This window comes from Telluria sp. AZSoR62 (assembly GCF_058111565.1).
In genome coordinates, this window is the sequence record NZ_JBYTST010000012.1 from 53,739 (window position 1) to 80,467 (window position 26,729).

The window sequence follows — 26,729 nt, forward strand, 5'->3', positions numbered from 1 at the left end:
GACGACATGACCGATACCGCCAGCCTTGACCAGTCCGCGCAGCCCCTGCGCCTGCGTAATTTCTACCTCGGGCGCCAGCCGGTGCTCGACCGTAACCAGGCGCTGTTCGGCTATGAGCTGCTGTTCCGCGGCGGCGCCCAGGGACCGGCCCAGATCGAGTCGGGCATCTCGGCCAGCGCCAGCGTGATCCATCACGCCTCGCAGCTGGGCCTGGCGCGCGCGATCGGCGACGCCACTGCCTTCCTGAACGTCGACGAAGAGGTCTTGAAGAGCGACATGTTCGCCTTCCTGCCACGCGAGCGCACCGTGCTCGAGATCGTGCGCACGGTCGAGCCGACCGATGCAGTGATCCAGCGCATGACCGAACTGTCCACCCACGGCTTCCGCTTCGCGGCCGAGGCCTCGGCCCACGGCGCGTCGCTGGCGCGCCTGCTGCCGGTGATCGACTTCGTCAAGATGGACTTGCGCGAACTGCCGGTGGTGACCCTGCTGTCGCTGGCCCCGCGCCTGCGCGGCACGGGCAAGCGCCTGGTGGCCGAAAAGGTCGAGACCCACAACGAATACCGCACCTGCCTGGACATCGGCTTCGATTACTTCCAGGGCTATTATTTCGCCAAGCCGACCGTCATCGCCGGCCGCAAGCTTTCGCCCTCGCAGGCGGCGGTGCTGGACCTGATGAACCTGGTGACCTCGGATGCCGACAATGCCGAGATCGAGCGCGCCATCAAGAAGGACATCACGCTCGGCCTGAACCTGCTGCGCCTGGTGAACACGCCGGCGGCCGGGGCAGGGCGCCGCATCGAATCGATCAGCCAGGCCCTGATGCTGCTGGGCCGCCGCCAGCTGCAGCGCTGGCTGCAGATCCTGCTGTACGCCGAGCCGGGCGTGCGCGGCCACAACCTGAGCCCGCTCCTGATGCTGGCCACCACGCGCGCGCGCCTGATGGAACTGCTGGCCAAGCGCCTGCGTCCGCAGCAGCGCAACGTCGCCGACATCGCCTTCACGGTCGGCATGATGTCGCTGATGGATACGCTGTTCTGCATTCCGATGCACGACATCGTCGACCAGATCCCGGTGATCGACGAAGTACGCCACGCCCTGCTGGTGCGCGGCGGCTTCTTCGGCGAATTGCTGCGCCTGGCCGAATCGATCGAGCGCATGGAAGACACGGAAGACGAAGTGATGCCGGCGCTGAACAGCCTGTCGATCAACGGCGACGACCTGGCCGAGCTGGAAGTGTCGGCTTTCGAGTGGAGCGACAAGGTGGTTCGCTACGCCATCTGAAGCTTGGACGTGGGCGGAAGATCCGCCCACGCCATCACTGCACACCCTCTACGTTACCCGGCCGCCAGAGCGCCACTGGCTGTACAACTCCGGATCGCTGCGCAGCTCCCACAAGCCCAGCACGATGGTCGCGATCCCCGCGACGACCAGGCTCCAGGTCATCGCCGTGTCATCCAGCGTACCGACCATCCACGGCGAAATCGTCACCCACGCGCCCACGATAATATTGAACAGTACGGCCCAGACATAGGTCTTGACCAGGTCGAAGGCCGCCAGGATGCCGATGACGGCGCCGGCCAGCGTGGCGTTCCACGCCGCCGGCGTGCCGGGCGGATAAGCGAATACCCAGGGCGAAACGAATAGCCAGACGCCGACCACCACCATCAGCTGGTCTTGCCAGCGCCTGGTCGACAGATGCATTGCCATGATGTCCTCCTCCATCATCGAGATGCTGACACCGGCTTAGACAAATCGGGTGGGGCGGACGTTCCGTACGCAGGTGCTCAGGGAGAAGGGGAGCCGTGCCGCCGGCGCGCGGCCGGCGGCAGGTGAAGTGACGATTACAGGTTCGGCGCCAGGTGGCGCTCGAGTTCGGTCTTGTCCATGCCGCGGCGTTTGGCCATGTCCTCGACCTGGTCGTCGCCGATCTTGCCGACCACGAAATACTTCGACTCCGGGTGGGCCAGGTAGAAGCCCGACACGGCCGCGCCCGGGTACATCGCGTACGATTCGGTCAGCTCCATGCCGATCTCGTCGGCCTGCAGGGTGCGGAACAGCTCGGCCTTCACGGTGTGTTCCGGGCAGGCCGGGTAGCCCGGCGCCGGGCGGATGCCGCTGTAGCTCTCCGCGATCAGGGCGTCGCAGCCCAGGTCTTCGCCCGCCGCATAGCCCCACAAATCGGTGCGCACGCGCTCGTGCAGGTATTCGGCAAAGGCTTCGGCCAGGCGGTCGGCCAGGGCCTTGAGCATGATCGACGAGTAGTCGTCGTGCGCCGCTTCGAAGCGCTGCTCGTGCTTCTCGATCCCCAGGCCCGCGGTCACGGCGAACATGCCGATATAGTCCGCCACGCCGGAATCCTTCGGCGCGACGAAATCGGCCAGGCACTGGTTCGGGCGCTGCACGCCGTCGACCACCGGTTTGACGCCCTGCTGGCGCAGGCCATGCCAGGTGAAGGCCACCTCCTGGCGCGATTCGTCCGTATAGATTTCGATGTCGTCATGGTTGACCGAGTTTGCCGGCAGCAGCGCGATCGCGCCATTGGCGGTCAGCCAGCGGCCTTCGATGATTTTCTTGAGCATCGCCTGCGCTTCCTCGAACACCTTGCTGGCCGCTTCGCCCACCACCTCGTCCGTCAGGATGGCTGGGTAGGGCCCCGCCAGGTCCCAGGTCTGGAAGAAGGGGCCCCAGTCGATGTAGCGTGCAAGCGTCGACAGCTCGACGTTCTTGAAGACGCGGCGGCCGATGAACTTCGGTTTCACCGGCGCATATTCCAGGCGGGCGCGGTTGCCGCGCGCCTGCTCGAGGGTCAGCATCGGCAGCGCCTTCTTGTTGGCGTGCTGGAAGCGGATACGTTCGTAGTCCTGGGCCAGCTCGATGATGTAGGCGTCGCGCGTGTCGTCGGTGAGCAGCGACTGCCCCACCGACACCGAGCGCGACGCGTCCGGCACGTAGACCACCGGGCCGTCGTAGTGCGGCGCGATCTTCACGGCGGTGTGGGCGCGGCTGGTGGTGGCGCCGCCGATCAGCAGCGGGATTTTCTTCTCGCGGAAATAGGGGTCGCGCTGCATCTCGCGCGCCACGTGGGCCATCTCTTCCAGCGACGGCGTGATCAGGCCCGACAGGCCGACGATGTCGGCGTTCTCGGCCTTGGCCTTGGCCAGAATGTCCGAGCAGGGGACCATCACGCCCATGTTCACGATCTCGAAGTTATTACATTGCAGGACCACCGAGACGATGTTCTTGCCGATGTCGTGCACGTCGCCTTTCACCGTGGCGATCACCATCTTGCCCTTCGGTTTGGCGACCACGCCGGTGCGCGCTTCTTCCAGTGCCTTTTCTTCTTCGATGAAGGGCACCAGGTGGGCCACGGCCTGCTTCATGACGCGCGCCGATTTCACCACCTGCGGCAGGAACATCTTGCCCTGCCCGAACAGGTCGCCGACGATGTTCATGCCGTCCATCAGCGGCCCTTCGATCACGTGGATCGGGCGGCCGTTGGCAGCGAGCACCTGCTGGCGCATCTCTTCGGTGTCCTCGACGATCCACTGCGTGATGCCGTGCACCAGCGCGTGCGCCAGGCGCTTCTCGACCGTGGCGTTCCTCCATTCGAGGTTCTGCTCCTGCTTGCCGCCGCCGGCCTTCAGGGTGCCGGCAAATTCGATCATGCGCTCGGTGGCGTCCTCGCGGCGGTTCAGCACCACGTCTTCGACGCGCTCGCGCAGCTCTGCAGGCAGGTCGTCGTAGACGCCAACCATGCCGGCGTTGACGATGCCCATGGTCAGGCCGGCCTTGATCGCGTGGTACAGGAAGACGGTGTGGATCGCCTCGCGCGCCGGGTCGTTGCCGCGGAAGGAGAACGAGACGTTCGACACGCCGCCCGAGACCTTCGCGTGCGGCAGGTTCTTGCGGATCCAGGCGGTGGCTTCGATGAAGTCGACCGCATAGTTGTTGTGCTCTTCGATGCCGGTGGCAATGGCAAAGATGTTCGGGTCGAAGATGATGTCTTCCGGCGCAAAGCCCACCTGCTCGACCAGTATCTTGTAGGCGCGGCCGCAGATCTCGGTCTTGCGCGCGAAGGTGTCGGCCTGGCCCTGCTCGTCAAACGCCATGACGATGACGGCGGCGCCGTAGCTGCGGCACAGCGCGGCCTGGCGGATGAATTCTTCTTCGCCTTCCTTCATCGAGATCGAGTTGACGATGGCCTTGCCCTGCACGCATTTCAGGCCCGCCTCGATCACGCTCCATTTCGAGGAGTCGATCATGATCGGCACGCGCGAGATGTCCGGTTCCGAGGCGATCAGGTTCAGGAAGCGCGTCATGGCCGCCTGCGAGTCGAGCATCGCCTCGTCCATGTTGATGTCGATGACCTGGGCGCCGTTTTCCACCTGCTGGCGCGCCACCGACAGCGCCTCGTCGAACTGCTCGTTCAGGATCATGCGCGCGAAGGCTTTCGAGCCGGTCACGTTGGTGCGCTCGCCGACGTTGACGAACAGCGAGCTGTCGTCGACCGTGAAGGGCTCCAGGCCCGACAGGCGCATCGCGACCGGGATCTCGGGGACGGCGCGCGGCGCGTGGCCTTCGAGGATTTTCGAGATCGCGGCAATGTGCTCGGGCGTGGTGCCGCAGCAGCCGCCGGCGATGTTGATGAAGCCGGCGTCGGCGAATTCGCGCAGCAGGGCCGAGGTGTCCGCCGGGAGCTCGTCGAAGCCGGTATCGCTCATCGGGTTGGGCAGGCCGGCGTTCGGGTAGATGCAGACAAAGGTGTCGGCGATCTGCGAGAGCTCTTCGGCATAGGGGCGCATCAGGGCCGCGCCCAGTGCGCAGTTCAGGCCGATGGTCAGCGGCTTGGCGTGGCGCACCGAATTCCAGAAGGCCGGCACGGTCTGGCCCGACAGGATGCGTCCCGAGGCGTCGGTGACGGTGCCCGAGATCATGATCGGCAGGCGCAGCACTTCCGGGCGCTCGTTGAAATACAGGTCGATCGCGAACAGCGCGGCCTTGCAGTTCAGGGTGTCGAAGATGGTCTCGACCAGCAGCAGGTCGGCGCCGCCATCGACCAGGCCGCGGACCTGCTCGTGGTAGCTCGCGACCAGCTGGTCGAAGGTCACGTTGCGCGCCGCCGGGTCGTTCACGTCGGGCGAAATCGAAGCGGTCTTGGGCGTCGGCCCGAGCGCGCCGGCGACGAAACGCGGTTTGTCGGGCGTAGAGTATTTGTCGCAGGCCGCGCGGGCCAGCCTGGCCGCTTCCACGTTCATCTCGTAGGCGAGATGCGCCATGTGGTAATCGTCCTGGGCCACGCCGGTGGCGCCGAAGGTGTTCGTCTCGAGCAGGTCGGCCCCGGCCGCCAGGTAGCGCTCGTGGATTTCCTGGATGATCTGCGGCTGGGTCAGGGTCAGCAGCTCGTTGTTGCCCTTCACGAACAGCTCGCGGTTGCCTACGCCTTCGGGAGCCGCAAAGTCCGCGAAACGCTCGCCGCGGTAGGCTGCTTCATCGAGCTTGTACTGCTGGATGATGGTACCCATCGCGCCATCCAGGATCATGATGCGGCGCGACAGGATGTCGCGCAGCTGGGCGTCGATCGGGGAAAAATTGGCGTGGCGGGCGTTCATGATGGGCGACTTTCTGGATAGGCGGCAATGGGATTGCTGCAGGCCGGTACTGTTGGGCGGTCTGAAATTATACGTCAAGGCGTTGCTTTCCTCTGGAGGGCCCCGATTTGAGGTTTTGTGTATGTATCTTTATGTAAGCAAAACGTGAACTGATACATGACGTTACAAAACCCGGTGTATCCGCAATCTTTACGTTACATACACGGACGACAATTACCCCATCGACACAATGTTGGCGATGCTTTTAACGGGATAATTGTATGAACAAAGAATATGTGCCGGACTGGGACCAAGCGGTCATGCGTGATGACGAACCGGCGGTTGCGCCGAAGCCGCCAATGATCAACGGCGTGAAGCAGATCGTGACGATCCGCCTGGATGTGGACATGCTGGAATGGTTCAAGGCTGCCGGTCCGGGCTACCAGACCCGTATCAACCAGGTGTTGCGTGAACACATGGACGCGCAGCGCGCTGCCGCGGCGGATTACGACAAGTGATGCGATAGGGCGAAGGCCCTTGTTCGTGAAGTGTTCGGGGGCGCAAGCCCCCGTTTCATTTGGTTGACGCCCGACGTCGTGCCTTCGGGGTCAGGTCTGACATTCGGACACGAGCCCAGCATTACACCGGTTGAGCCCGTGCGCCTTCGGGGTCAGGTCTGACATTCGGACACGAGCCCAGCCTTACATCGGTTGAGCCCGTGTCCGAATGTCAGACCTGACCCTGATTTTGTTTGGCGTGCAGATGGATGCGCAGCGCGTTGCTGCGGCGGATTACGACAAGTGATGCGCTGGGGCGAAGGCCCTGGAGATCTGGAGTGTTCGGGGGCGCAAGCCCCCGTTTTGTTTGGCGAGCCTGGCTGGCCTGCCCTATGAAAAGCTCAAACCCGCCAGCGGGAAGCTTTTGAGGAATTCCTGCGCAGCGAGGCGCTTGCCACCGGGCTTCTGCAACTCGGTCAGTCTCAGCGCGCCATCCCCACAGGCCACCACGATTCCCTGCTGGCCATCGGCCGACAGCACCTGCCCCGGCGCGCCGCTGCCCTGCGCCAGTTCGGCATTCCAGATCTTTACCGTCACGCCATCGACGAGGCCATGCGCCCCCGGGAAGGGGTTGAAGGCGCGAATCCGGCGCCACAGCAGGTCGGCCCGCAGGCTGAAATCGAGTTTCGCTTCTTCCTTGCTGATCTTGGCCGCATAGGTCACGCCATCTTCCGGCTGCGGCGCCGATTCGAGGCTGCCTTGCTCCAATTTTCGCAGCGCCTCGACGATCATGCGGCCTCCCAGCGCCGCCAGCTTGTCGTGCAGGCTGCCGGTGGTGTCCGCATCCTCGATCGCCACGCGCTCGACCAGCATCATCGGCCCGGTGTCCAGGCCTTCTTCCATGCCCATGATGGTGACGCCGGTCTCGACGTCGCCCGCTTCGATTGCGCGGTGGATTGGCGCGGCGCCGCGCCAGCGCGGCAGGAGCGAACCATGGATATTGATGCAGGGCTTGATATCGAGGGTGCTGAGCGGCAGGATCAGGCCGTAAGCCGCCACCACCATCACGTCATAGTCGAGTGCGAGCAGGCGCGCGTGGGCGGCGCGTGCTTCGTCGGCGCGCTGCGGGTCCTTGCTGTCCATGCGCAGCGAGAGCGGCTGCGCGACGTCCATGCCGTGGGCCAGCGCATATTGCTTGACGCTTGATGCCTGCAGCTGCATGCCGCGTCCGGCCGGGCGGTCGGGCTGGGTCAGGACCAGGGGAATCTCGAAGCCGGCCTCGTGCAGGGCACGCAGGGCGACAGCGGCGAACTCGGGGGTGCCGGCAAAAACGACTTTCATCGGGGCGCCGCGATCAGTAGCGGCGGCCGGCGGCCTTCAGGGCGGCTTCGCGCTCCATGCCGCGCTCTTCCTTCTGCAGCTTGGCCTTGATGCGGTTGCGCTTGAGCGGCGACAGGTATTCCACGAACACCTTGCCCACCAGATGGTCCATCTCGTGCTGGATGCACACGGCCAGCAGGCCGTCGGCTTCGACTTCGAATTCCTTGCCGTCGACATCAAACGCCTTGCACTTGACGCGCGACGGGCGCTCGACGCCGTCGTAGACGCCCGGCACCGACAGGCAGCCTTCGTCGTAGACCTGCTTGTCGTCGCTGGCCCAGGTGATTTCCGGGTTGATGAAGACCATCAGGTTGTCGTTGGTTTCCGAGACGTCGATGGTGATCACGCGCTCGTGCACGTCGACCTGGGTGGCGGCCAGGCCCACGCCCGGCGCGTCGTACATCGTGGCGGCCATGTCCGCCACCAGCTGGCGCAGGCGCTCGGTGCCGAATTCGGTGACCGGGGCGGCGATCTTGTGCAGGCGCGGGTCAGGGTAGCGGAGGATATTCAGTAAGGCCATAGTCGGGGAGCTTCAGGAATTGGTAGGGATTCAATGGGTCCCGGAACGACCAAAAATGCAACACTCATCAAACCTTGCAGGACGCGGTTTGTCTTGCTAGTTCGGGGAATTGTGTGCAGAATTTGATTCAGTACGGCAACCCTTTTACGATCAGGGAGCGGCGCATCGTGCTGTCGGCCTGCCCATTTGCCGGGGCCTGGTAACGCACGCTGCCAAGCGATCCGGTGTAAAAGCCGCAATTTACGGACGCAATAACGGACGTCTCAATGAAAAATTTTAGCACAGTCGTGACCCGCGCTGCTGCCGTGGCGCTCGTTGCATGTGCCGTGGCCAGCCCGGTCCAGGCCGCCCAGTGCGCCTTCCGCCCGAATGCACCCGACCAGCATGTCGTGGTCAAGGGCGATACCCTCTGGGATATTTCCGGCACCTTCCTGCAGAACCCATGGTGCTGGCCCCAGGTCTGGGGCATGAACCGCGACGAAATCCGCAATCCGCACTGGATTTATCCCGGCCAGGTCATTTATTTCGACCGCGCGCGCGGCCGCCTGTCCTTGACCCGTCCGGGCGGCGACGGCCGCGGCGACCCGCCTATCACGAAACTCTCGCCCCAGGTGCGCACCGAGCCGATCGAGCGCGACGCCGTGCAATCGATCCCGGCCGGCATGATCGAGCCTTACCTGACCCAACCGCTGGTGGTCGAGGCCAATGAACTGGCAGGCGCGCCGCGCATCGTGGCGTCGCAGGAAGGCCGCGTCTTCCTCGGCGCCGGCGACCGCGTCTATGTAAAGGGCAACCTGCAGGGCGGCACCAGCTTCCAGGTGTTCCGTCCCGGCGGCATCCTGCGCGACCCCCAGACCCGCAAGGTCCTGGCGCGCGAAGCCGCCTACCTGGGCAGTGTTGCGCTCGACACCGAAGCCAAGCCGGGCGTGGACGTGCACACCTTCCGCGTCAGCGAAACGCGCCAGGAGATCGGCGTGGGCGACCTGCTCATCCCGATGCCGCCGACGCCGGTGCGCAACTACATGCCGCACGCGCCGCTCCAGCCGGTCGATGCGCGCGTGATGTCGATCTACGCCGGCGTCACCTATGCCGGCCAGAGCCAGGTGGTGACTGTCAATCGGGGTTCGCTTGACGGACTCGATGTCGGCTCCGTGCTGCAGCTTTATCATCTCGGCAGGACGATGGTCGACCCGGCCCACAAAGGCGTGTTCGGCATCGGCAAGCAGAACATCAAGCTGCCCGACGAGCAATACGGCAGCCTGTTCATTTTCCGCGTGTTCAAGAACGTCTCGTACGGCTTGGTCATGCAAGTGACGGCGCCGGTGGAAGTCGGCGACGTGGCCCGCTCACCGGAGTAAACCCACCCGTGCAGGACACGGCCCCCCATCCCGCCAGCAACGCCGCCCCTTCACCCGTCGCCGACTGGATCCGCCTGGAACAGGCGAGCGGGGTGGGGTGCCGCACGGCCCACCTGCTGCTCGGCGCCTTCGGCTCGCCCGCGGCGATCTTTCGCGCCGGCTACGCGGCCCTGGCCGCGCACGTGCCGGCGGCAACGGCCGCCGCGCTGTGCGCTCCCGTCCCGCCGGCGCTCGCGCAACTGCTCGACGCTACCCATGCGTGGCTGGCCCAGCCGCTGCACCACATCCTCGCCCTGCACGACGACGGCTACCCCGCGCTGCTGCGCCATATTCCCGATCCGCCCTTGCTGCTCTATATAACAGGGCGGCGCGAACTGCTGGATGCGCCGATGGTCGCAGTGGTCGGCAGCCGCAATGCCAGCACGCAAGGCCGCGCGAATGCGGAAGGCTTTTCGCGCGCGCTGTCCGAAGCCGGGCTGTGCGTGGTATCGGGCTTGGCGCTGGGCATCGATACCGCGGCGCACGAAGGCGCGCTGCGCGGGGCGGGTTCCACCATTGCCGTGATCGGCACCGGCATCGACCGCGTCTATCCGGCGCGCAACCGCGCACTCGCCCACCGCATCGCCGAAGAAGGCTGCCTGCTCAGCGAATACGCGCTCGGTACGCCGCCGGTGGCCGGCAATTTTCCGCGCCGTAACCGCATCATCAGCGGCATGACGGCCGGCGTGCTGGTCGTCGAAGCGGCGGCGCAGTCGGGTTCCTTGATCACGGCGCAACTGGCGGCCGAGCAGGGCAGGGAGGTGTTCGCGCTGCCGGGCTCGATCCACTCGGCGCTGGCCAAGGGCTGCCACCAGCTGATCCGCGAAGGCGCGCGCCTGGTCGAGACGGTCGACGAAGTGCTGGACGCCATGCAGGCCTCGCCGCTGGCGCGCCGGCCTGCATGCGCGGCGCCTGCAGGCAACACGGTGCTGCTCGATGCGCTGGGCCACGACCCTGTCGAGCCGGATGCATTGCTTGCTTGCGTCGACGGCGATGCCGCCGTGCTGGCGGGCGAACTGCTGGCCCTGGAACTGGCTGGACTGGTCGAGCGCCTGCCTGGCGGCAGGGTGCAACGGGTGGTCCGAATCGCTTGAAGCGCGTAGCATGTCGGTTCTTCCATATTCACTTTGCATGGATTGATGCGATAAAGAATATTCTTCCTGAGATGTCCTAGTGGAATGCCTGGCCTTGATTCCCAAGGAAATAAGGAAAACTGTACGAACCGATAAGGCCTCGATACAACGGTTTTTATCGGCCGCACGCGCGCCTGCGGGACACACTTGTGCCGCGACGAGCTTAGCTGCTACAGTAGCGACACTATGTTCGACATCCTGGTCTACCTCTACGAGACGTACTATCGTCCTGACGCCTGCCCCGAGCCGGCGGCCCTGGCACGCAAGCTGTCCGCCGTCGGTTTCGATGACATCGAAATTTCCGAAGCGCTGGACTGGCTGTCCGGGCTGACCGAAGCGGAAGTTACCGACGCCATCGATGCCTGCACCGGCACGCGCTATTACGTGGACGAGGAATACATCGAGCTGGGCAGCTCTGCCATCGGCTTCATCCAGTTCCTCGAAAGCGCCAAGGTACTCAGCCCGACGCAGCGCGAGATCGTCATCGAGCGCGCGCTGGCCTGCGACGAGTCGCCGGTGGCGCTGGGCAAGCTCAAGATCATCGTGCTGATGGTCCTGTGGAGCCAGGGCAAGGAGCCCGATGCGCTGATGTTCGACGACCTGTTCGGCGACGACGACGAGCAGGAACCGCGGCTGCTGCACTAGGCAGATCGACAGGATGAACGACGGGGCTGATGGCCCCGTTTTTCATTTCTGGCGCACCCTTGATGCGCATCCTGACCATGCCATGCCGCGCGCTACCTGCCGAATGTGCACTTGCGGTATGCGCGTCATCGCGCTTATCATTGGCCGCTCAATCGAGACAGTTACCATACAGACACTACGGCGTTGAACCGCCCACAGGCTCGCAAGCATGTATGATGCGCGTGGCCGACAGCCAGGCCGGGCCCCACACTATATATAAGCAAGTACGAGAAACTATGACCAAATCCCTCATCATCGCCGAGAAGCCGTCGGTCGCGAACGACATCGCGAAGACGCTGGGCGGCTTCACCAAGCACGATGAGTATTTCGAATCCGACGAGTACGTATTGTCGTCGGCCGTCGGCCACCTGCTCGAGATCGCGGTGCCGGAAGAATACGACGTCAAGCGCGGCAAGTGGAGCTTCACCCACCTGCCGATGATCCCGCCGTACTTCGCGCTGAACCCGATCGCCAAGACCGAGTCGCGCCTGAAGGTGCTGAACAAGCTGATCAAGCGCAAGGACGTCACCACCCTCATCAACGCATGTGACGCGGGCCGCGAAGGAGAACTGATCTTCCGCCTGATCGCGCAGAACGCCAAGGCCAAGCAGCCGGTCAAGCGCCTGTGGCTGCAGTCGATGACGGCCAATGCAATCCGCGAAGGCTTCAAGCAGCTGCGCACCGACGACGAGATGCTGCCGCTGGCCGATGCCGCGCGCTGCCGCTCGGAAGCGGACTGGCTGATCGGCATCAACGGCACCCGCGCCATGACTGCCTTCAATTCGAAGGAAGGCGGCTTCTACCTGACCACCGTGGGCCGCGTGCAGACGCCGACCCTGTCGATCGTGGTGGAGCGCGAAGAGAAGATCAAGAAATTCGTCCCGCGCGACTACTGGGAAGTGCGCGCCGAATTCGTGTGCGCGGCCGGCGTGTACGAAGGCCGCTGGCTCGACCAGGCCTTCAAGAAGGACGAGAACGATCCGGAGAAGCGCCCCGAGCGCCTGTGGAGCAAGCTGGCGGCCGATTCGATCGCCGCCGCCTGCCGCGGCAAGCAGGGCAGCGTCACCGAAGAATCCAAGCCGACCACCTCGATGGCGCCGGCGCTGTTCGACCTGACCAGCCTGCAGCGCGAGGCCAACGGCCGCTTCGGTTTCTCGGCCAAGAACACGCTGGGCCTGGCCCAGGCGCTGTACGAGAAGCACAAGGTGCTGACCTACCCGCGTACCGATTCGCGCCACCTGCCGGAAGACTACATCCAGACCGTCAAGGACACGATGGGTGCGCTGGCCGATACCAACAACTACAACCAGTTCGCCAAGCAGGTCACCAAGAACGGCTGGGTCAAGCCGAACAAGCGCATCTTCGACAACACCAAGATCTCGGATCACTTCGCGATCATCCCGACCGGCGTGGTGCCGAAGAACCTGACCGAGCCGGAACAGAAGCTCTACGACCTGGTCACGCGCCGCTTCCTGGCCGTGTTCTTCCCGCCGGCCGAGTTCCTGGTGACCACCCGCTACACCGAAGTGTCGGGCCACCAGTTCAAGACCGAAGGCAAGGTCATGACCAACCCGGGCTGGCTGGCGGTGTACGGCAAGGAATCGCAGACCGACGACAAGGACGGCGCCAACCTGGTGCCGGTGCAGAAAGGCGAGAAGGTCCTGACCGACAAGATCACCGCCAATGGCCTGGTCACCAAGCCGCCCGCACGCTACTCCGAAGCGACGCTGCTGTCGGCGATGGAAGGCGCGGGCAAGCTCGTCGACTCCGACGAGCTGCGCGACGCCATGGCCGGCAAGGGCCTGGGCACGCCGGCCACGCGCGCGGCCATCATCGAAGGCCTGCTGACCGAGAAATACCTGATCCGCGAAGGCCGCGAGCTGATCCCCACCGCCAAAGCCTCGCAGCTCATGACGCTGCTGCGCGGCCTGGGCGTGAACGAACTGACCGCGCCCGAGCTCACCGGCGAGTGGGAATTCAAGCTCTCGCAAATGGAGAAGGGCAAGATCTCGCGCGAGGAATTCATGCGCGAGATCGCGCAGATGACGCAGATTATCGTCAAGCGCGCCAAGGAATACAGCAACGACACGATCCCGGGCGACTACGCGACCCTCTCGACCCCATGCCCGAACTGCAGCGGCGTGGTCAAGGAAAACTACCGCCGCTTTGCCTGCACCAAATGCGAATTCTCGATGTCGAAGACGCCGGGCAGCCGCCAGTTCGAGATCAATGAGGTCGAAGAGCTGCTGAAGAACCGCACCATCGGTCCGCTGCAGGGCTTCCGCTCGAAGATGGGCCGTCCGTTCGCCGCCATCCTGCGCATCGTGCGCGACGAAGAGATCAAGAACTTCAAGCTCGAATTCGACTTCGGCCAGGACCAGGAAGGCGAAGAAGGCGAGGGCGTCGACTTCACCGGCCAGACCCCCGTGGGCCCGTGCCCGAAATGCGCCGCCGGGGTGTTCGAGATGGGCCTGGCCTATGTGTGCGAGCACAGCATGGCCAAGCCGAAGACCTGCGACTTCCGCAGCGGCCGCATCATCCTGCAGCAGGAAATCCTGCCGGAGCAGATGACCAAGCTGCTGGTGGACGGCAAGACCGACCTGATGCCGGGTTTCGTGTCGCAACGCACGCGCCGCGCCTTCAAGGCGTTCCTGGTACGCGGCAAGGACGGCAAGGTCAGCTTCGAGTTCGAAGAGCGCAAGGCCAAGCCGGGCGCCAAGCCCAAGGCCGGTGCTGCCGATGGCGCGGAGGGCGCGGAAGGCGAGGGCGAGGGCGCGGTCGCAGTGAAGGCGGCGCGCAAGGCTCCGGCCAAGAAGGCTGCAGCCAAGCCGGCAGCCAAGAAGGCCGCGGTGCGCAAGCCGGCGGCCAAGAAAATTGCGACGGCCTTGAAAAAATAAGCAGCGCTGCTTCATCGAACGACGCGAACCCGAGGGTTCGCGTTTTTTTTTGCGTGCTTGTTTTTCAGGGCGAAGCACACTCCCCCCCTCGATTTTATGCACCATGCAAACCGTGCATTCCCTACAACAGCTTGTACTACCGATAAGCAATATTTTTCTTTCCAGTATCACTTCTCCAAGTAATAATCAGACAAGCCCTTAAAGCTTGAAGTTTCGTCATGCGGCCTGCCCGGCTTTCCGGGCATCACTCTTATAACTATCTACCCGTCTGAACTTATGAAGCTCTCCGACCTGAAAATCGCCACCCGGCTGTATCTCGGCTACGGTGTCCTGATCGGCATTACCGGCATCGTCGTCGCCATCGCCTATGCCAACGTGATCGCGCTCGATGCCGCCACCGATGCGAACGTGCGCACCTACCAGGCGCTGGTCGAGGTCGACGGGGCGATGCAGGCGCTGGTCAATATCGAGACCGGCGAGCGCGGTTATGCCTTGACCGGCCAGGAAGGCTCGCTCCAACCCTATAAGACAGGCAAGGAGGCGTTCGGCACCCACGTCGACAAGGCGCTGGCGCTCGTGGACGACAGCCCGGCACAACAGGAGCGCCTGAAGCAGCTGGCGGCGCACCAGCGCACCTGGCTGGCCCAGGCCGTCGATCCGGTGATCGCCCTGCGCCGCGCGGCGGTGAACGAAGACCTCTCGGCGGTCGTCGCCACGGTCCAGGCAGGCAAGGGCAAGGCGGGCATGGACGCGATGCGCGGCCTGGTCGAGCAGGTCCGCGAAACCGAGAACGCCCTGTTGGTGGAGCGCGAACAGGCCATCGTCACAGCCCGTTCGGCCATGCGCCGCACCCTGGTCGGCGGCGGCCTGATCGCGGCCGTGCTGGCGGTCTTCATGGCTTACCAGCTGGGCCGCAACATCAGCATCCCGCTGCGCCGCGCGGTCACCCTGGCCGAGCGCGTGGCGCGCGGCGACCTGACCGGCGAGGTCAAGGTGCGCACCAACGACGAAGCGGGCGAGCTGATGGCCGCGCTCAAGGCCATGAACGCCTCGCTGGTGGCGATCGTCTCGAAAGTCCGCGCCGGCACCGGCGCCATCGAAACGGCGGCCCAGGAAATCTCGGCCGGGAACATGGACCTGTCGGCGCGTACCGAACAGCAGGCCGGATCGCTGGAAGAAACGGCATCCTCGATGGAAGAGCTGACATCGACCGTCAAGCAGAACGCCGACAATGCGCGCCAGGCCAACCAGCTTGCCGCCAGCGCCGCCGACACCGCCGCGCGCGGCGGCGAAGTGGTGGCCGAAGTGGTGGTGACCATGGGTTCGATCAACCAGGCCTCGCGCAAGATCGCCGACATCATCACCGTCATCGACGGCATCGCCTTCCAGACCAATATCCTGGCGCTGAACGCGGCGGTCGAGGCGGCGCGCGCGGGCGAGCAGGGACGCGGGTTTGCCGTCGTGGCAGGCGAAGTGCGCAACCTGGCCCAGCGCTCGGCCGCGGCCGCGAAGGAAATCAAGGGCCTGATCGGCGAGTCGGTGGCGCGCGTGGACGCCGGTTCGCGCCTGGTGGACCAGGCCGGGCAGACGATGGACGAGGTGGTGGCCAGCGTGAAGCGCGTCTCGGACATCATCGGCGAGATCGCGGCGGCCAGCCAGGAACAGCGCGACGGCATCGAGCAGGTGAACCAGTCGATTATGCAGATGGACCAGGTGACGCAGCAGAACGCGGCCCTGGTGGAGCAGGCCGCCGCCGCGGCCGCCGCAATGCGCGAGCAGGCCGGCGCGCTGGCCCAGCTGGTGGGCACCTTCCAGCTGGCGCAGGCAGGCCAGCCAGCGCAGGCCGCGCCGCCGCCTGCGCGTCCTGCGCTGGCGGATGCCCGCAAGCCGGCACGCAAAGGCGGGCACAAGGGCGCAAGCAAGGGCGCACACAAGGCGGCCGCGCCGGCCCAGGCCGAAGACGCGGTGGCACCGGCCGCGGAAGCGGCGTGATGGCCGAGCCGTTCCTGACCCGGGCGGCGGCGCTGCTGTGCTGTACGCTGATGGCCTCGTCCGTGCTGGGCGAAGGCCGCGGCGCGCCGCCGGAGCAGCGCGCCAGGCAGGAGATCGTCGCGCAATCGATCGCGGCCTATCCCGGCCGTTGCCCCTGTCCCTACAATGTCACGCGTAACGGCAGTTCCTGCGGTGCACGCAGCGCCTGGAGCCGAAAAGGGGGCTATGCTCCCATTTGCTACGAGGACGAAGTCACCAGCGAGATGGTGAAGCGCCATTCGCAGCAGGCATCACCCAAACTGACCCGCGTGGACAGGCAAAAGACGCCGCCGCAGTAAAGGCAGGCCGCTGCCGTTTCCGCGCTCTTGAAAGGAGAATGCAATGTTCAGCCTGGACGAGTTTGCGCAGCTGCAGTTCCTGGAAGGCCGCTGGAAGGGCACCAGCCCGGACGGCAAGGAATTCTTCGAAGAGTACGACCGGCCCGAACCCACCGTGTTCCAGTCGCGCCGCTTCCCCGACCGCGATTTCGGCAAGCACACCGACGGCGCCACCATCAGCCTTGACAACGGCGAGGTCGTCTCGCGCTGGGGCGAATACACCTGGAAGGCCAGCGCCATCGGCGCCGACAGCGCCGCGTTCGAGCCGGTCAGCGCGCCCAGCCAGTTCTGGTGGCGCCGCGTGGATGCCGATACGCTCGAGGCGCGGCAGCGCTGGAGCGTGGACGGCAAGGAGCAGGAGCACACGATGCGGCTGACCAGGGTGTGAGCCGGCTACAGGGGACAAGCGCTGCATGGCGAAGATGCTGGGCCTCATCCTGGTGCTGGGCGTGTGCGCCTATGCCGCCGCCTGCCTGTTGCTGTTCGTCTCCCAGCGCGGGCTGATCTACTATCCGCCGCCCTCCGCGGCCTTCCCCGCACCCCACACGTCCAGGCTTGCCGTGCCCGGCGCCACCCTGGTGGTGTCCGAACGCCCCGTCGCGGGCCCGAAGGCATTGATCTACCTGGGCGGGAATGCGGAAGACGTCAGCGCCAGCCTGCCGCTGCTGGACCAGACCTTCCCGGAGCGCTCGCTCTACCTGCTGCACTACCGCGGCTATGCGGGCAGCACCGGCAAGCCGACGGAAACCGCGCTGGTGGCCGATGCGCTGGCGCTGTTCGACACGGTAGCGTCCAGGCACGGCGACATCGTGGTGGTCGGGCGCAGCCTGGGGTCCGGCGTGGCGCTGCAGCTGGCCAGCCGGCGCCGGGTCGGCAAGCTGGTGCTGGTCACGCCCTTCGACAGCCTGCGCGGGCTCGCTGCCCGGCAGTTCCCGTATTTTCCCGTGCGCTGGCTGCTGCGCGACGGCTACGACAGCTGGCGCCACGCGCCGAAGGTTGCGGCGCCCACCCTGCTCGTCGCCGCGTCGAACGACGAGATCGTGCCGGCCGACAGCACGCGCCGGCTGCTGGCGCATTTCCCGGCTGGCGTGGCGTCCATGCGCGTGATCGCGAAAACAGGACATAATTCGATTTCCGACAGCCCCGACTACCTTGCAGCGCTGCAGTGGGCGAGGTAGTCCCAACCATGAAAAGGAGTGTCATGTCCGCCGATTCCATCCTGCGCCACGTGGTGCTGTTCGCCTTCCGCAAAGACGCCGCGCCGGGCGAGGTCGCCGCCATCGTCCACGACTTCGCCCGCCTGCCCCAGGAGATCCCGGGGATCGCTTCGTATGAATGGGGCACCAATGTCAGCCCCGAGGGGCTGGACGACGGCTTCACGCACTGCTTCACGCTGGGCTTCGCGTCGAACGAGGCGCGCGACGCCTATCTGGTGCATCCGGCGCACCTGCGCTTCGTGTCCACCCTGGGCGGCTGCCTGGAGCGCTCGCTGGTGGTCGATTACTGGGCGCAGGGCTGAGGCCAATCCCCCGGGCCGGAAAGCAAAAACCGCGGACAAGCCGCGGTTTCTTTCATGCGCGCCCGAGGCGCGAGGTAGAACTTATTCCTGCCACTCCTGCAGCGCGCGGATGGCCGCTTCGCCGTTGCGGATCGCCTTCACGCGGCGCACCACTTCATTGCGCCAGGCTTCGTCCGCGTCTTCGTCGGGACCATCGATATCCTGAAGCAGCATCCGCACCAGCGTATGTTTCTCCTCTTCGCTCAGCAGCTTGATCTTTTCAGCGATCTCGGCAACCACGTTCGACATGATGATCTTTCGTATAAACAGTGGTTCGATAATAACGCGAGAATCAAAGGTTGTCGACTGGAACCATGTTGTCCGTTGGTTTTCTGTCAATTAGCTTATTGTCAGGATCGATGCCGGCGCGCGCGGGGCGCGCATTGACGACTAACGTGACGGTCTGCGCGGCCCGGTCGACCAGGCGCCGCTCGCGCACCAAGGGATTGCCGTTGCGGTCATCGACGCCGAATTCGATGTAATCCTTCAGGGGCGCCGGCTGTTCGTCGCCCAGTTCGCCCGCCCGCACCTTGCCGGCGCGCGCCTTGATCGTCACCTCGTACTTGCCGTCCTTGCGCTGGCGCGCGACCGCGCCGTCGGCGCGGTTTTCATACAAGACGATCGATTCGAACAGGTCGCCGATCAGGTAGGCCTTGTCAGGCGGCGCCACGGCCTTCAAGGCGTCCACCAGCACCGTGACGCTGGGGTAGGGCGCGCCCTTGAACGCGTGCTGCGCCAGCAGGCCGCGCAGCACGCCGTTGACGGTGTCTTCGCCCAGCAGGTCCTGCAGCAGGTAGAGCGCCAGGCTGCCCTTGCGGTAGTGGATGTAGTCCTGCTGCTCGTTCTGCGCCAGCGGCAGTTCCTTGCGGCGCTCCATCGCGCGGCCCCGCAGGTAGGCGTCGAGGTTGTAGCGCAGGAAGCGGCGCATCTTCTGCGCGCCCACGCTGCGCTTCATGACCATCAGCGCCGTGTACTCGGACAGGCTCTCGGACAGCGCGCTGGCGCCGCGGGTGTCGGCGCCCACCAGCTGGTGGCCCCACCACTGGTGCGCCGTTTCGTGCGCGCTGACGTAGAACGGGTAATCGATGTCCTTGGGCGAATCGCTGTCGATGCGCGCGATGAAGCCCATGCTCTCCGAGAACGGGATGGTGCCCGGGAAGGCCTGCGCATAGCGGGCGTAGCGCGGGAACTCGACGATGCGCAGTTCGCGGAAAGGATAGGGACCGTAGCGGCGCGAGGCGTAGTCCAGTCCCGCCTGGGCCCCGCGGATCATGCGCTCGACGTTGTAGTCGTGGCCCGGGTGGTAGTACACGTCGATGGTCACGTCCTGCCAGCGGTCGTGGCGCACTTCGTACCTGGCCGACTGGAAGGCGTAGAAATTCAGGATCGGATTGTCCATCCGGTAGTGGAAGCGGCGGCGGCCCTTGTCGATCCATTCGCGTTCCAGCGTGCCCGGTGCGATCGCGACCTGGTCGGGCGTCGTGCTGACGGTGGCCTCGAAGCCGATCCAGTCGGCGTCCACGCCCAGGCCGTTGTTGGCGCGCCCGGCCGCGTCGTCGTGCGCCGCCATCGGGGCGCGCGGCGGCAGGCCGTGGCGCTTGCGGTCGCGGTCGTCCAGCAGTTCGATCGCCGGCTGGTAGCCCAGGCGCGGCATCACCTCGTTGGTGAAGAAGCTGCCATTGCCCACCACCGGCGTCTCGCTTCCCACCCCCAGCAGGCCGCGCGGCGCATACGCCAGGCCGAAGGACATCGCCATGCGCGCGCCCGGCGCCAGGGGCGTGGCCAGGCGGTAGTGGTAGAAGCCGCGTTCCGCGTCGGCCGCGACCTGCCGCGCCGGGCGCGAGAAGCGCGTGGACAGCAGCGCGCCGCGCTGCTGGTAAAGGACGATGTCCGCTACCGGCTTGCCGCTGCGGTTCTCGAGCTGGTAGACGCCCTTCACGCCAAGTTGGCGCTGCTCGGGACGGATATCGACGTCGAGCTTGACGCCGGCGATGCGCGGCTGCGGCAAGGTGGCGAAGCGGCGGTAGCGCTGCTCGTATTGGGCGCGCGTTTTTTCCACCTGCACGGTGGTCTGGTAGCCGCCGGCGCACAGCTCATAGGCCAGCAGGGCGCCGGTGCCCGCAAACACGACCAGGCCTGCACCAAAGCCCAGCAGCACCGGCCTGGACAGGTTGCGGCGCGCCAGGCGCAGGCGTTCGCGCCAGCCGGTATCCACGCCGCGCGCCCACAGCACGCGCGCCGCCACCATCAGCATCAACGCGAAGCCGGCCCAGTAGAGCTGGAACAGGTATTCGCGCAGCAGGTAATGGCCGAAGCCGTTCATCGCCGAATAGGTGAAGGGCGGGGTGTAGCCATAGACCAGCATCGGGTGGTCCAGCCCATAGCCCTGGGCGGTGCCGGTCACCAGGTAGATCGCGATCAGGATGAAGTACGCCAGGTACTTGTTGTTGACAATGACCTGCATGGCGATTGCCACTACGGCCAGCAGCGCGTATTGCGGCAGCAGCACCGTGAACAGGAAGCGCAGGTAGAGGCCCGGTTCGAGCCCGAAATAGCCCTTGAACAGCTGGATCAGCATGCCCACCGCCATCGCCATGAACAGCAGCAGCGCCTGCAGGCCGACCAGGGCCAGGGTCTTGCCGGCCAGCGGCAGCCAGGTCGGCGCCGGCAGGGCGTCGAGCATCTGCGCCATGCGCGCCTCGCGCTCGCGCCATACCAGTTCTCCGGCAAACAGCGTGGTCACCACCAGCATGTAGAGCTCGAACACGTCGCGGATCAGCTCCAGCACCATGTAGGTCACCGGCAGGGTCGAGGTGCCGTAGATGGAACCGAGGTCGATCGCGCTGGCCGCCAGGATCAGGGCGCCGGCCAAGGCCAGCGCCAGGAAGTAGATGTTCTTGGTCACTTCGCGCAGGTTGTACCAGGCCGACTTGGCGAGCAGGAGGCCCAGGCTGCGGTGGGCGAAGTCGGGCGCCTCGCGCGTGTTCACGGCGGCCTGCGACAGCTGCACCGGGGTTTCCTCGGGCGGCAGCAGCTGGCCCTTCCTGTGGCGCTGGTCGACGCTGCCGGTGGTATGGAAGCGCCAGTAGCCCAGCAGCAGGACGGTCAGGCCGAAGGCCACCCAGCCCAGGCGGTTGACCAGGAATACGCCCTCGAGCAGCACCGGGCGCGTATTGCGCTCGGCAATCGGCCAGTATTCGGTGAGGCGGATCAGCGCGGTGGTGCCGAAGGGGTCGATCAGCGCGGCCAGGGTCTTGTAGTCGAGGTCGCGCGCCAGCGAGGGCGCGACGATGTAGCCGATCATCATGACGATGCTGGCCACGTAGACCGGCAGCATGCGCCGCGACAGCGCGGCCAGCACCCAGAACAGGGCGCCGAAGATGAAGGTGTTGGGCAGCAGCGTGAACAGGTAGGGCAGCAGGAAGGTCGAGAGCGGGGCCGGACCGAGGCGGTCGGCTTCCACGCCGGGGATGAAGCTGCCCAGCCAGGCGCCCAGCACGATGCTCGACAGGATCACCGCCAGCGTGGCGAAAGCCCCCAGGAAGCGCCCCAGCACGTAGTGGTGCTTGCGGATCGGCGCGCTGAAGAAGAAGTGGTGCATGTCGTACTCGAAGTCCTGCTGCACCGAGCGCCCCATCACCGCCGCCACCACGATCACCCCGAAGCAGCCGAGGAAGGAAGCGGTCAGCGCGACCTGGCGCGGCCCGTTGATCAGGAGCCGGCCGCCGAAGGTGACCATGGCGTCGCGGAAGACCCCGCCGGCCGCCGCCATCCACAGCATGGCCAGCGCCAGGAACATGCCGAAATAGATCCAGGTCGAGAGCAGGCGCAGGCGCTGGGCCGCCTCGAAGCGGGCGATGGCAAGAAGCGGGCCCATTGCCTCAGCAGGTCCCTGCCGCCGCGTTGTGGCGGCCGGCGATGGTCGCGAAATACACGTCGTCCAGGCTGGCGCGGGCCGGCTCGAAGCCGTCGCCCGGGTCGCTTTCGGCATACACGTGGATCAGGGTGCGGCCGGTGAGCAGGCGGGTGGAGATCACCTGGTGGCGCTTCTGGAACAGCGGCAGCTCCTGGCGGGTGACGATGCGCGCCCAGATATAGTCTTCGATCTCGTAGGTCAGCTCTTGCGGGTCGCCGCACAGCAGCACGTGGCCCTTGTTGATGATGGCCATGTTGGCGCACAGGTCGGCCACGTCGGACACGATGTGGGTCGACAGGATGACGGTCTTGTCTTCGCCGATCTCGGACAGCAGGTTGTGGAAGCGCACCCGCTCCTGCGGGTCCAGGCCGGCGGTGGGCTCGTCGACGATGATCAGGCGCGGGTCGCCCAGCAGGGCCTGGGCGATGCCGAAGCGCTGGCGCATGCCGCCCGAATAGGTGCCCAGGCGCTGGTTGCGCACTTCCCAGAGGTTGGTCTGCTGCAGCAGGCCGTCGACCACTTCGCGCCGGCGGCCCTTGTGCGACAGGCCCTTGAGCTGGGCGAAATGGTCGAGCATCTCGACCGCGCTCACTTTCGGGTACACGCCGAAATCCTGCGGCAGGTAGCCGAGCATGCGGCGCACCTCGTCCTTGTCGTCGAGGACATCGATGTCATCCAGGAAGACCGAACCGGAATCGCATTCCTGCAGCGTGGCCAGGATCCGCATCAGCGTCGACTTGCCGGCGCCGTTCGGACCGAGCAGGCCGAACATCCCGGGGGGGATGGTCAGCGTGACACGGTCGAGCGCCACCACGCCATTGGCGTAGGTCTTCGACAGATTGCGGATGCGTAATTCCATGCTTGCTCCATGACAACGCGACAAAGATGCGCGTGGAAACCTTCTTTAACGCTTGCATTGTATTAAATTGTTCAGCCGCATGTGGACTCTCTGCGACGCACGGGCCATTCGATGGCCCAGACTGCATAAATCCAGTGACAGGGCGCACGGGTAGTTTCCTCGTGCAAACATTGCTCGCCTTGCCGGTGTAAACGTGGATAATGGAAGGATGAACAAGGTCATCGAGGACAAGCTGCTGGCATTGATGCGCGAGGGCCGCGACCGGGTCGAGGCGACCGACTGGTTCCGCGTCGGCCTGGGGCTGTATTACCTGGCCGGGCTGATGACCCAGGAGGCGATCGACTTCAAGGCCGTGGACCGCGCCTTCAACCGCTTCATCTACCATACGCTCGGCAAGGGCCACAGCATCGCCAGCGTGCTGCAGTACATGAGCGGCGAGAAGGTGATGCCGACCGTGGAGTCGCCGCGCTTTACCGAGGCCTTCCGCCGCCACTGCCCGGACCTGCCGATCGAATCGATTCCCTTCCTGCTCGAGCTGAACCTGGGCGTGGCCAAGAATATCTCGGGACTGGAGCCCGACGGCCCGCTGGCCGACTGGGTGGCGCGCCAGAAGGCGCTGGCGGCGGGGCAGGGCGGCGCCTGATGCGCCGAGGCGGGCGTCCCGGCCCGGGCGCTCGGCCTATAATGGTGTTTTCGAATACTGCATCGACGACACCATGAGCGCTTACCGTTCCAACTCCCCCCTCGACAGCCTGATCACGGGTTTCGACAAGGCCCTGCGCGTGGTGGGCGGCGTGGCCGCCTCTTCGCGCCCGAACCCGGGCGCCCACGCCACCGACTGCGAACTGAGCGACGACGAGCGCCGCCACAGCGCAGGCCTGATGCGCGTGAACCACGTCGGCGAAGTCTGCGCCCAGGCGCTGTACGACGCCCAGGCGCGCTTCGGCAAGAGCGAGACGATCCGCGCCCAGTTCAAGAAATCGGCGCGCGAGGAAGAAGACCACCTGGCCTGGACCGCCGAACGCCTGTCGGAACTGGGTTCGCAGCCGAGCATCCTCAATCCGCTGTGGTATGCCGGCTCGTATGTGCTGGGCTCGATCGCGGCCAAGCTGGGCGACCCGCACAGCCTGGGCTTCGTGGTCGAGACCGAGCGCCAGGTCGAGGCCCACCTCAACCAGCACCTCGAACAGCTCCCGCCCCAGGACGCCCGCTCGCGCGCGATCGTGGAGCAGATGCGGGTCGATGAAATCGCCCACGGCGCCTCGGCGCAGGCGCTGGGCGCCTCGGAGATGCCGGCGCCGGTGCGGATGGTGATGACGGCGATGTCGAAGGTGATGACGACGACGGCGTATCGTATTTAGTTATTTGCGAGATCCGCCTGAGCGCTGATGCGCGCGCTGGCTATCACCGCGTGGGCAGGGGACCTGCCCACCTTACGGTTCGCCGGCTACTCGTAGCGTGGGCAAGTTCCTTGCCCACGCGTTCAACCAGCTTCCGAGCAGCCAACAAGCGCGATCAAACTTCGACGATCTCGATCGAATGCGTGATCTGCGCGGTCTGGGCCAGCATGATCGACGCCGAGCAGTACTTGTCGTGCGAGAGCGTCACGGCGCGCTCCACCGCCGCCGGCTTGAGGTTGCGCCCCGTGACCGTGAAGTGGAAATTAATCTTCGTGAACACCTTGGGATCGGTCTCCGCGCGCTCGGCCTGCAGCGTCACGTCGCAGCCGCGCACGTCCTCGCGCCCGCGTTTCAGGATCAGGACCACGTCGTAGGCGGTGCAGCCGCCGGTGCCGACCAGGACCATCTCCATCGGGCGCGGCGCCAGGTTGTGGCCGCCGGCTTCCGGGGCGCCATCCATCGCCACCATGTGGCCGGTGCCGGTCTCGGCCCGAAAACTCATGCCCGACGGGCCATTCCAGCTGACTTTCACTTCCATGCGATTTCTCCGCTATTGAACCAGTGCCGGTGATTGTAAGGCAGGGCGGGCGCCTGTGCCGGCGCCCCGCCAAAGCCTACACCGCCAGCACGTAGCGCTCGCTCTTCATGCGCCAGCTGGCAAAGGCCACGATCAGGAGCGCCGGCACCGCCGAGCACAGGAAGGTCAGCAGGAAGGGCAGGCTGCCCAGGTCGCCGCCCTTGGACAATTCCTTGATCAGGGTCTGGTTCGACAGCATCGGCACCGCATACATCCACAGCGCGGTCTTGAGGTCGAGGAAGGACACGACGATGCCCGGGACGATCGGCAGGATCAGAACGAAGCTCAGGACCGTCTGCGCTTCCTTGAAGGTCTTGGAATTCATGGCCAGCGCCACGTACAGGGCGCCTGCCAGCAGCGACAGCGGCGCCGATACCAGGCAGACCAGGGCCAGGTCGCCCCAGCCCAGGCTCCAAGACATGCCGATTTCCTCGAGCGGCAGCCACATGAGCATGATGTGGGCCAGTACCAGTTCCACGGTCACGCCGACCACGCCCAGCAGGCTCGCGGCCAGCCACTTGCCGCCGATGAGTTCCCAGGTATGCGCGGGCTGCGCCATCAGCACTTCGAGCGAGCGCCGTTCGCGCTCGCCGGCGGTGCTGTCGACCGAGGCCGACATGGTCAGCATGAAGGCCGGCAGGAACAGCACGCCCATGATGCTCCCGACCAGCATGGCCGAGCGCGAGGCATTGGTGCCGGTGTCGTAGCGCTGCACGTGGATCGGCGTGAGCGCCGCCGGCGACACGCCGTGCGCCAGCAGGCGCGCGCTGGCCACGTTCGAGCCATAGGCGTCGAGCACGTCCTGCACTTCGCGGCGCTGCGAATTGCTCTCGGCCGCCGAGTCGTACCAGATCTCGACCCGGGCCGGACGCATCGCGTAGTAGTTCTCGCTGAAGTCGTCCGGCAGGCGCAGCACCGCCGCCACCTTCTTGGTGCGCAGCAGCTCGCCGATGGCGTCCTCGCTCATCGGCGCGGTGTCCTTGACGGTGATGTTCTTCTGGCCCAGCTGGGCCATCAGGGTCGGCGCCTTCGCGCCGCCGATCACCGCCAGGTCGACGCCTTCGCGCTCGGTCTTGGTGCTCTTTTCGATCAGCTGGTGCATCGTCAGGCCGATGATCAGCGGGTACAGCAGCGTGAACAGGGCGAGCATGCCCAGCGTGCGCTTGTCGCGCAGGGTTTCGCGCAATTCCTTGAGATAGACGATCAAGAGCCGGGATTTCATGCGATTCCTTCTTCGGTGCCGACCAGGCTGACGAAGGCGTCTTCCAGGTTGGCGATGCCGGTGCGCCGGCACAGTTCTTCGGGCGAGCCCTGGGCCACGGTGTGGCCGCCGGCGATGACGATCACGTCTTCGCACAGGGCCGTCACTTCCTGCATCACGTGGGTGGCCATGATCACGCAGCAGCCGTCGGCGCGCAGGGCGCCCAGGGCGGTGCGCAGGGCGCGCGTGCTCATGACGTCCAGGCCGCGGCTCGGTTCATCGAGCAGCAGGTGGCGCGGGCGGTGCAGCAGGGTGCGCGCCAGCGCGACCTTGATGCGCTGGCCCTGCGAGAAGCCCTTGCTGCGGCGCGCCAGGATGTCTTCCATGCCGAGCAGCGCCGACACTTCCTCGATGCGCTTGCCGATGGCGGGACGGTCCATGCCATTGAGCTCGCCGAAATAGGTGAGGTATTCGCGCGTGGACAGGCGCTCGTAGAGCCCGAACTGGTCGGTCAGGAAGCCGATGCTGCGGCGTACCGCCATCGGATCTTTTTCCGGGTCGATGCCGTCGATCGAGATCGTGCCGTGGTCGCGCTTGAGCAGCCCGACCAGGGTGCGCAGCAAGGTGGTCTTGCCGGCGCCGTTGGGGCCGAGCAGCGCGGTGATCTGGCCGTCGCGCGCGGTGAAGCTCACGCCCCCGAGCGCCTTGACGGCGCCAAACTGCTTGCGTACATCGTGGACTTCAATCATG

General features: G+C 65.6%; 23 protein-coding genes. 13 read left to right on the top strand and 10 right to left on the bottom strand.

Annotated features, from left to right (window positions below):
• Positions 1 to 6: 6 nt before the first annotated feature.
• The gene (locus AC3XQU_RS18155) at positions 7 to 1,284 is read left to right on the top strand and encodes an EAL and HDOD domain-containing protein (protein WP_489875558.1); all 1,278 of its coding nucleotides are present in this window, start codon (positions 7 to 9) and stop codon (positions 1,282 to 1,284) included.
• A 48-nt stretch (positions 1,285 to 1,332) separates the two neighbouring features.
• Here the strand turns inward: AC3XQU_RS18155 and AC3XQU_RS18160 are convergent, their stop codons facing one another.
• Positions 1,333 to 1,710 carry an SPW repeat protein gene (locus tag AC3XQU_RS18160; protein WP_489875559.1) on the bottom strand — a complete coding sequence of 126 codons (378 nt, stop codon included), beginning with the start codon at positions 1,708 to 1,710 and terminating at the stop codon, positions 1,333 to 1,335.
• A 134-nt stretch (positions 1,711 to 1,844) separates the two neighbouring features.
• The gene (gene metH / locus AC3XQU_RS18165; RefSeq protein ID WP_489875560.1) at positions 1,845 to 5,612 is read right to left on the bottom strand and encodes a methionine synthase; all 3,768 of its coding nucleotides are present in this window, start codon (positions 5,610 to 5,612) and stop codon (positions 1,845 to 1,847) included.
• A gap of 260 nt (positions 5,613 to 5,872) precedes the next feature.
• Between metH and AC3XQU_RS18170 the strand changes: the two genes are divergently transcribed.
• Positions 5,873 to 6,109: a BrnA antitoxin family protein gene (locus AC3XQU_RS18170; protein WP_489875561.1), complete on the top strand. Its 237-nt coding sequence runs from the start codon at positions 5,873 to 5,875 to the stop codon at positions 6,107 to 6,109.
• Positions 6,110 to 6,478: 369 nt separating this feature from the next.
• On the opposite strand, the gene fmt is transcribed toward AC3XQU_RS18170, so the two are convergent.
• Entirely contained in the window at positions 6,479 to 7,429 is a 951-nt protein-coding gene (fmt, locus tag AC3XQU_RS18175) for a methionyl-tRNA formyltransferase (protein ID WP_489875562.1), read from the bottom strand.
• Between the two features lie 13 nt (positions 7,430 to 7,442).
• Positions 7,443 to 7,988, bottom strand: a complete 546-nt coding sequence (gene def, locus AC3XQU_RS18180) for a peptide deformylase (protein ID WP_489875563.1) — start codon at positions 7,986 to 7,988, stop codon at positions 7,443 to 7,445.
• Between the two features lie 266 nt (positions 7,989 to 8,254).
• Here def and AC3XQU_RS18185 point away from each other — a divergent pair, with 266 nt between their 5' ends.
• The 9 genes from AC3XQU_RS18185 to AC3XQU_RS18225 all read left to right on the top strand — a co-directional run bounded on the left by AC3XQU_RS18185 (position 8,255) and on the right by AC3XQU_RS18225 (position 17,987).
• Positions 8,255 to 9,346 (top strand): LysM peptidoglycan-binding domain-containing protein, encoded by a 1,092-nt coding sequence (locus AC3XQU_RS18185; RefSeq protein WP_489875564.1) that lies wholly within the window; start codon positions 8,255 to 8,257, stop codon positions 9,344 to 9,346.
• A gap of 8 nt (positions 9,347 to 9,354) precedes the next feature.
• Positions 9,355 to 10,479: a DNA-processing protein DprA gene (dprA, locus tag AC3XQU_RS18190; protein WP_489875565.1), complete on the top strand. Its 1,125-nt coding sequence runs from the start codon at positions 9,355 to 9,357 to the stop codon at positions 10,477 to 10,479.
• Positions 10,480 to 10,704: 225 nt separating this feature from the next.
• Positions 10,705 to 11,163, top strand: coding sequence for a Smg family protein (locus tag AC3XQU_RS18195; RefSeq protein WP_489875566.1), 459 nt, complete (start codon positions 10,705 to 10,707; stop codon positions 11,161 to 11,163).
• A gap of 275 nt (positions 11,164 to 11,438) precedes the next feature.
• Positions 11,439 to 14,099 carry a DNA topoisomerase III gene (locus AC3XQU_RS18200; RefSeq protein ID WP_489875567.1) on the top strand — a complete coding sequence of 887 codons (2,661 nt, stop codon included), beginning with the start codon at positions 11,439 to 11,441 and terminating at the stop codon, positions 14,097 to 14,099.
• Between the two features lie 276 nt (positions 14,100 to 14,375).
• A complete protein-coding gene (locus tag AC3XQU_RS18205; RefSeq protein WP_489875568.1) occupies positions 14,376 to 16,091 on the top strand; it encodes a methyl-accepting chemotaxis protein in 1,716 nt (571 codons plus the stop codon).
• Positions 16,091 to 16,429, top strand: coding sequence for a hypothetical protein (locus AC3XQU_RS18210; protein ID WP_489875569.1), 339 nt, complete (start codon positions 16,091 to 16,093; stop codon positions 16,427 to 16,429). The genes AC3XQU_RS18205 and AC3XQU_RS18210 overlap by 1 nt, the downstream gene beginning before the upstream one ends.
• Positions 16,430 to 16,472: 43 nt before the next feature.
• Complete coding sequence (locus AC3XQU_RS18215) at positions 16,473 to 16,856, top strand: hypothetical protein (RefSeq protein WP_489875570.1); 384 nt, start codon at positions 16,473 to 16,475, stop codon at positions 16,854 to 16,856.
• A gap of 25 nt (positions 16,857 to 16,881) precedes the next feature.
• Positions 16,882 to 17,646, top strand: coding sequence for an alpha/beta hydrolase (locus AC3XQU_RS18220; RefSeq protein WP_489875571.1), 765 nt, complete (start codon positions 16,882 to 16,884; stop codon positions 17,644 to 17,646).
• Between the two features lie 23 nt (positions 17,647 to 17,669).
• The gene (locus tag AC3XQU_RS18225; RefSeq protein ID WP_489875572.1) at positions 17,670 to 17,987 is read left to right on the top strand and encodes a Dabb family protein; all 318 of its coding nucleotides are present in this window, start codon (positions 17,670 to 17,672) and stop codon (positions 17,985 to 17,987) included.
• Positions 17,988 to 18,068: 81 nt separating this feature from the next.
• On the opposite strand, the gene AC3XQU_RS18230 is transcribed toward AC3XQU_RS18225, so the two are convergent.
• The 3 genes from AC3XQU_RS18230 to AC3XQU_RS18240 are packed head-to-tail and all read right to left on the bottom strand — an operon-like array spanning position 18,069 to position 22,801.
• A complete protein-coding gene (locus AC3XQU_RS18230; RefSeq protein WP_489875573.1) occupies positions 18,069 to 18,275 on the bottom strand; it encodes an addiction module protein in 207 nt (68 codons plus the stop codon).
• 43 nt (positions 18,276 to 18,318) lie between these two features.
• Complete coding sequence (locus AC3XQU_RS18235; RefSeq protein ID WP_489875574.1) at positions 18,319 to 21,903, bottom strand: M1 family aminopeptidase; 3,585 nt, start codon at positions 21,901 to 21,903, stop codon at positions 18,319 to 18,321.
• Positions 21,904 to 21,907: 4 nt separating this feature from the next.
• The gene (locus AC3XQU_RS18240) at positions 21,908 to 22,801 is read right to left on the bottom strand and encodes an ABC transporter ATP-binding protein (protein ID WP_489875575.1); all 894 of its coding nucleotides are present in this window, start codon (positions 22,799 to 22,801) and stop codon (positions 21,908 to 21,910) included.
• Between the two features lie 208 nt (positions 22,802 to 23,009).
• On the opposite strand from AC3XQU_RS18240, the gene AC3XQU_RS18245 reads away from it, so the two are divergent.
• The gene (locus AC3XQU_RS18245) at positions 23,010 to 23,444 is read left to right on the top strand and encodes a hypothetical protein (protein ID WP_489875576.1); all 435 of its coding nucleotides are present in this window, start codon (positions 23,010 to 23,012) and stop codon (positions 23,442 to 23,444) included.
• Between the two features lie 73 nt (positions 23,445 to 23,517).
• Positions 23,518 to 24,162, top strand: coding sequence for a 2-polyprenyl-3-methyl-6-methoxy-1,4-benzoquinone monooxygenase (gene coq7 / locus AC3XQU_RS18250; protein WP_489875577.1), 645 nt, complete (start codon positions 23,518 to 23,520; stop codon positions 24,160 to 24,162).
• Between the two features lie 154 nt (positions 24,163 to 24,316).
• Here coq7 and AC3XQU_RS18255 read toward each other — a convergent pair whose 3' ends face one another.
• From AC3XQU_RS18255 to AC3XQU_RS18265, 3 genes are all read right to left on the bottom strand, one after another.
• On the bottom strand, positions 24,317 to 24,739 hold the full coding sequence (locus AC3XQU_RS18255) for an OsmC family protein (RefSeq protein ID WP_489875578.1): 423 nt from the start codon (positions 24,737 to 24,739) through the stop codon (positions 24,317 to 24,319).
• 76 nt (positions 24,740 to 24,815) lie between these two features.
• Positions 24,816 to 26,000 (bottom strand): ABC transporter permease, encoded by a 1,185-nt coding sequence (locus tag AC3XQU_RS18260; protein WP_489875579.1) that lies wholly within the window; start codon positions 25,998 to 26,000, stop codon positions 24,816 to 24,818.
• Positions 25,997 to 26,728, bottom strand: a complete 732-nt coding sequence (locus AC3XQU_RS18265; RefSeq protein ID WP_489875580.1) for an ABC transporter ATP-binding protein — start codon at positions 26,726 to 26,728, stop codon at positions 25,997 to 25,999. Before AC3XQU_RS18265 ends, AC3XQU_RS18260 begins: the two co-directional genes overlap by 4 nt.
• Between the last annotated feature and the right edge of the window lies 1 nt (position 26,729).

Excerpts from the sequence above, each read along its gene's own strand:
- metH (WP_489875560.1), bottom strand. The coding sequence starts at position 5,612 with ATGAACGCCCGCCACGCCAATTTTTCCCCGATCGACGCCCAGCTGCGC.
- AC3XQU_RS18240 (WP_489875575.1), bottom strand. The coding sequence starts at position 22,801 with ATGGAATTACGCATCCGCAATCTGTCGAAGACCTACGCCAATGGCGTG.
- AC3XQU_RS18230 (WP_489875573.1), bottom strand. The coding sequence starts at position 18,275 with ATGTCGAACGTGGTTGCCGAGATCGCTGAAAAGATCAAGCTGCTGAGC.
- def (WP_489875563.1), bottom strand. The coding sequence starts at position 7,988 with ATGGCCTTACTGAATATCCTCCGCTACCCTGACCCGCGCCTGCACAAG.
- AC3XQU_RS18170 (WP_489875561.1), top strand. The coding sequence starts at position 5,873 with ATGAACAAAGAATATGTGCCGGACTGGGACCAAGCGGTCATGCGTGAT.
- fmt (WP_489875562.1), bottom strand. The coding sequence starts at position 7,429 with ATGAAAGTCGTTTTTGCCGGCACCCCCGAGTTCGCCGCTGTCGCCCTG.
- AC3XQU_RS18265 (WP_489875580.1), bottom strand. The coding sequence starts at position 26,728 with ATGATTGAAGTCCACGATGTACGCAAGCAGTTTGGCGCCGTCAAGGCG.
- AC3XQU_RS18185 (WP_489875564.1), top strand. The coding sequence starts at position 8,255 with ATGAAAAATTTTAGCACAGTCGTGACCCGCGCTGCTGCCGTGGCGCTC.
- AC3XQU_RS18155 (WP_489875558.1), top strand. The coding sequence starts at position 7 with ATGACCGATACCGCCAGCCTTGACCAGTCCGCGCAGCCCCTGCGCCTG.
- AC3XQU_RS18200 (WP_489875567.1), top strand. The coding sequence starts at position 11,439 with ATGACCAAATCCCTCATCATCGCCGAGAAGCCGTCGGTCGCGAACGAC.
- AC3XQU_RS18220 (WP_489875571.1), top strand. The coding sequence starts at position 16,882 with ATGGCGAAGATGCTGGGCCTCATCCTGGTGCTGGGCGTGTGCGCCTAT.
- AC3XQU_RS18210 (WP_489875569.1), top strand. The coding sequence starts at position 16,091 with ATGGCCGAGCCGTTCCTGACCCGGGCGGCGGCGCTGCTGTGCTGTACG.
- AC3XQU_RS18235 (WP_489875574.1), bottom strand. The coding sequence starts at position 21,903 with ATGGGCCCGCTTCTTGCCATCGCCCGCTTCGAGGCGGCCCAGCGCCTG.
- AC3XQU_RS18160 (WP_489875559.1), bottom strand. The coding sequence starts at position 1,710 with ATGGCAATGCATCTGTCGACCAGGCGCTGGCAAGACCAGCTGATGGTG.
- AC3XQU_RS18245 (WP_489875576.1), top strand. The coding sequence starts at position 23,010 with ATGAACAAGGTCATCGAGGACAAGCTGCTGGCATTGATGCGCGAGGGC.
- AC3XQU_RS18225 (WP_489875572.1), top strand. The coding sequence starts at position 17,670 with ATGTCCGCCGATTCCATCCTGCGCCACGTGGTGCTGTTCGCCTTCCGC.
- AC3XQU_RS18260 (WP_489875579.1), bottom strand. The coding sequence starts at position 26,000 with ATGAAATCCCGGCTCTTGATCGTCTATCTCAAGGAATTGCGCGAAACC.
- AC3XQU_RS18255 (WP_489875578.1), bottom strand. The coding sequence starts at position 24,739 with ATGGAAGTGAAAGTCAGCTGGAATGGCCCGTCGGGCATGAGTTTTCGG.
- AC3XQU_RS18195 (WP_489875566.1), top strand. The coding sequence starts at position 10,705 with ATGTTCGACATCCTGGTCTACCTCTACGAGACGTACTATCGTCCTGAC.
- AC3XQU_RS18205 (WP_489875568.1), top strand. The coding sequence starts at position 14,376 with ATGAAGCTCTCCGACCTGAAAATCGCCACCCGGCTGTATCTCGGCTAC.
- coq7 (WP_489875577.1), top strand. The coding sequence starts at position 23,518 with ATGAGCGCTTACCGTTCCAACTCCCCCCTCGACAGCCTGATCACGGGT.
- AC3XQU_RS18215 (WP_489875570.1), top strand. The coding sequence starts at position 16,473 with ATGTTCAGCCTGGACGAGTTTGCGCAGCTGCAGTTCCTGGAAGGCCGC.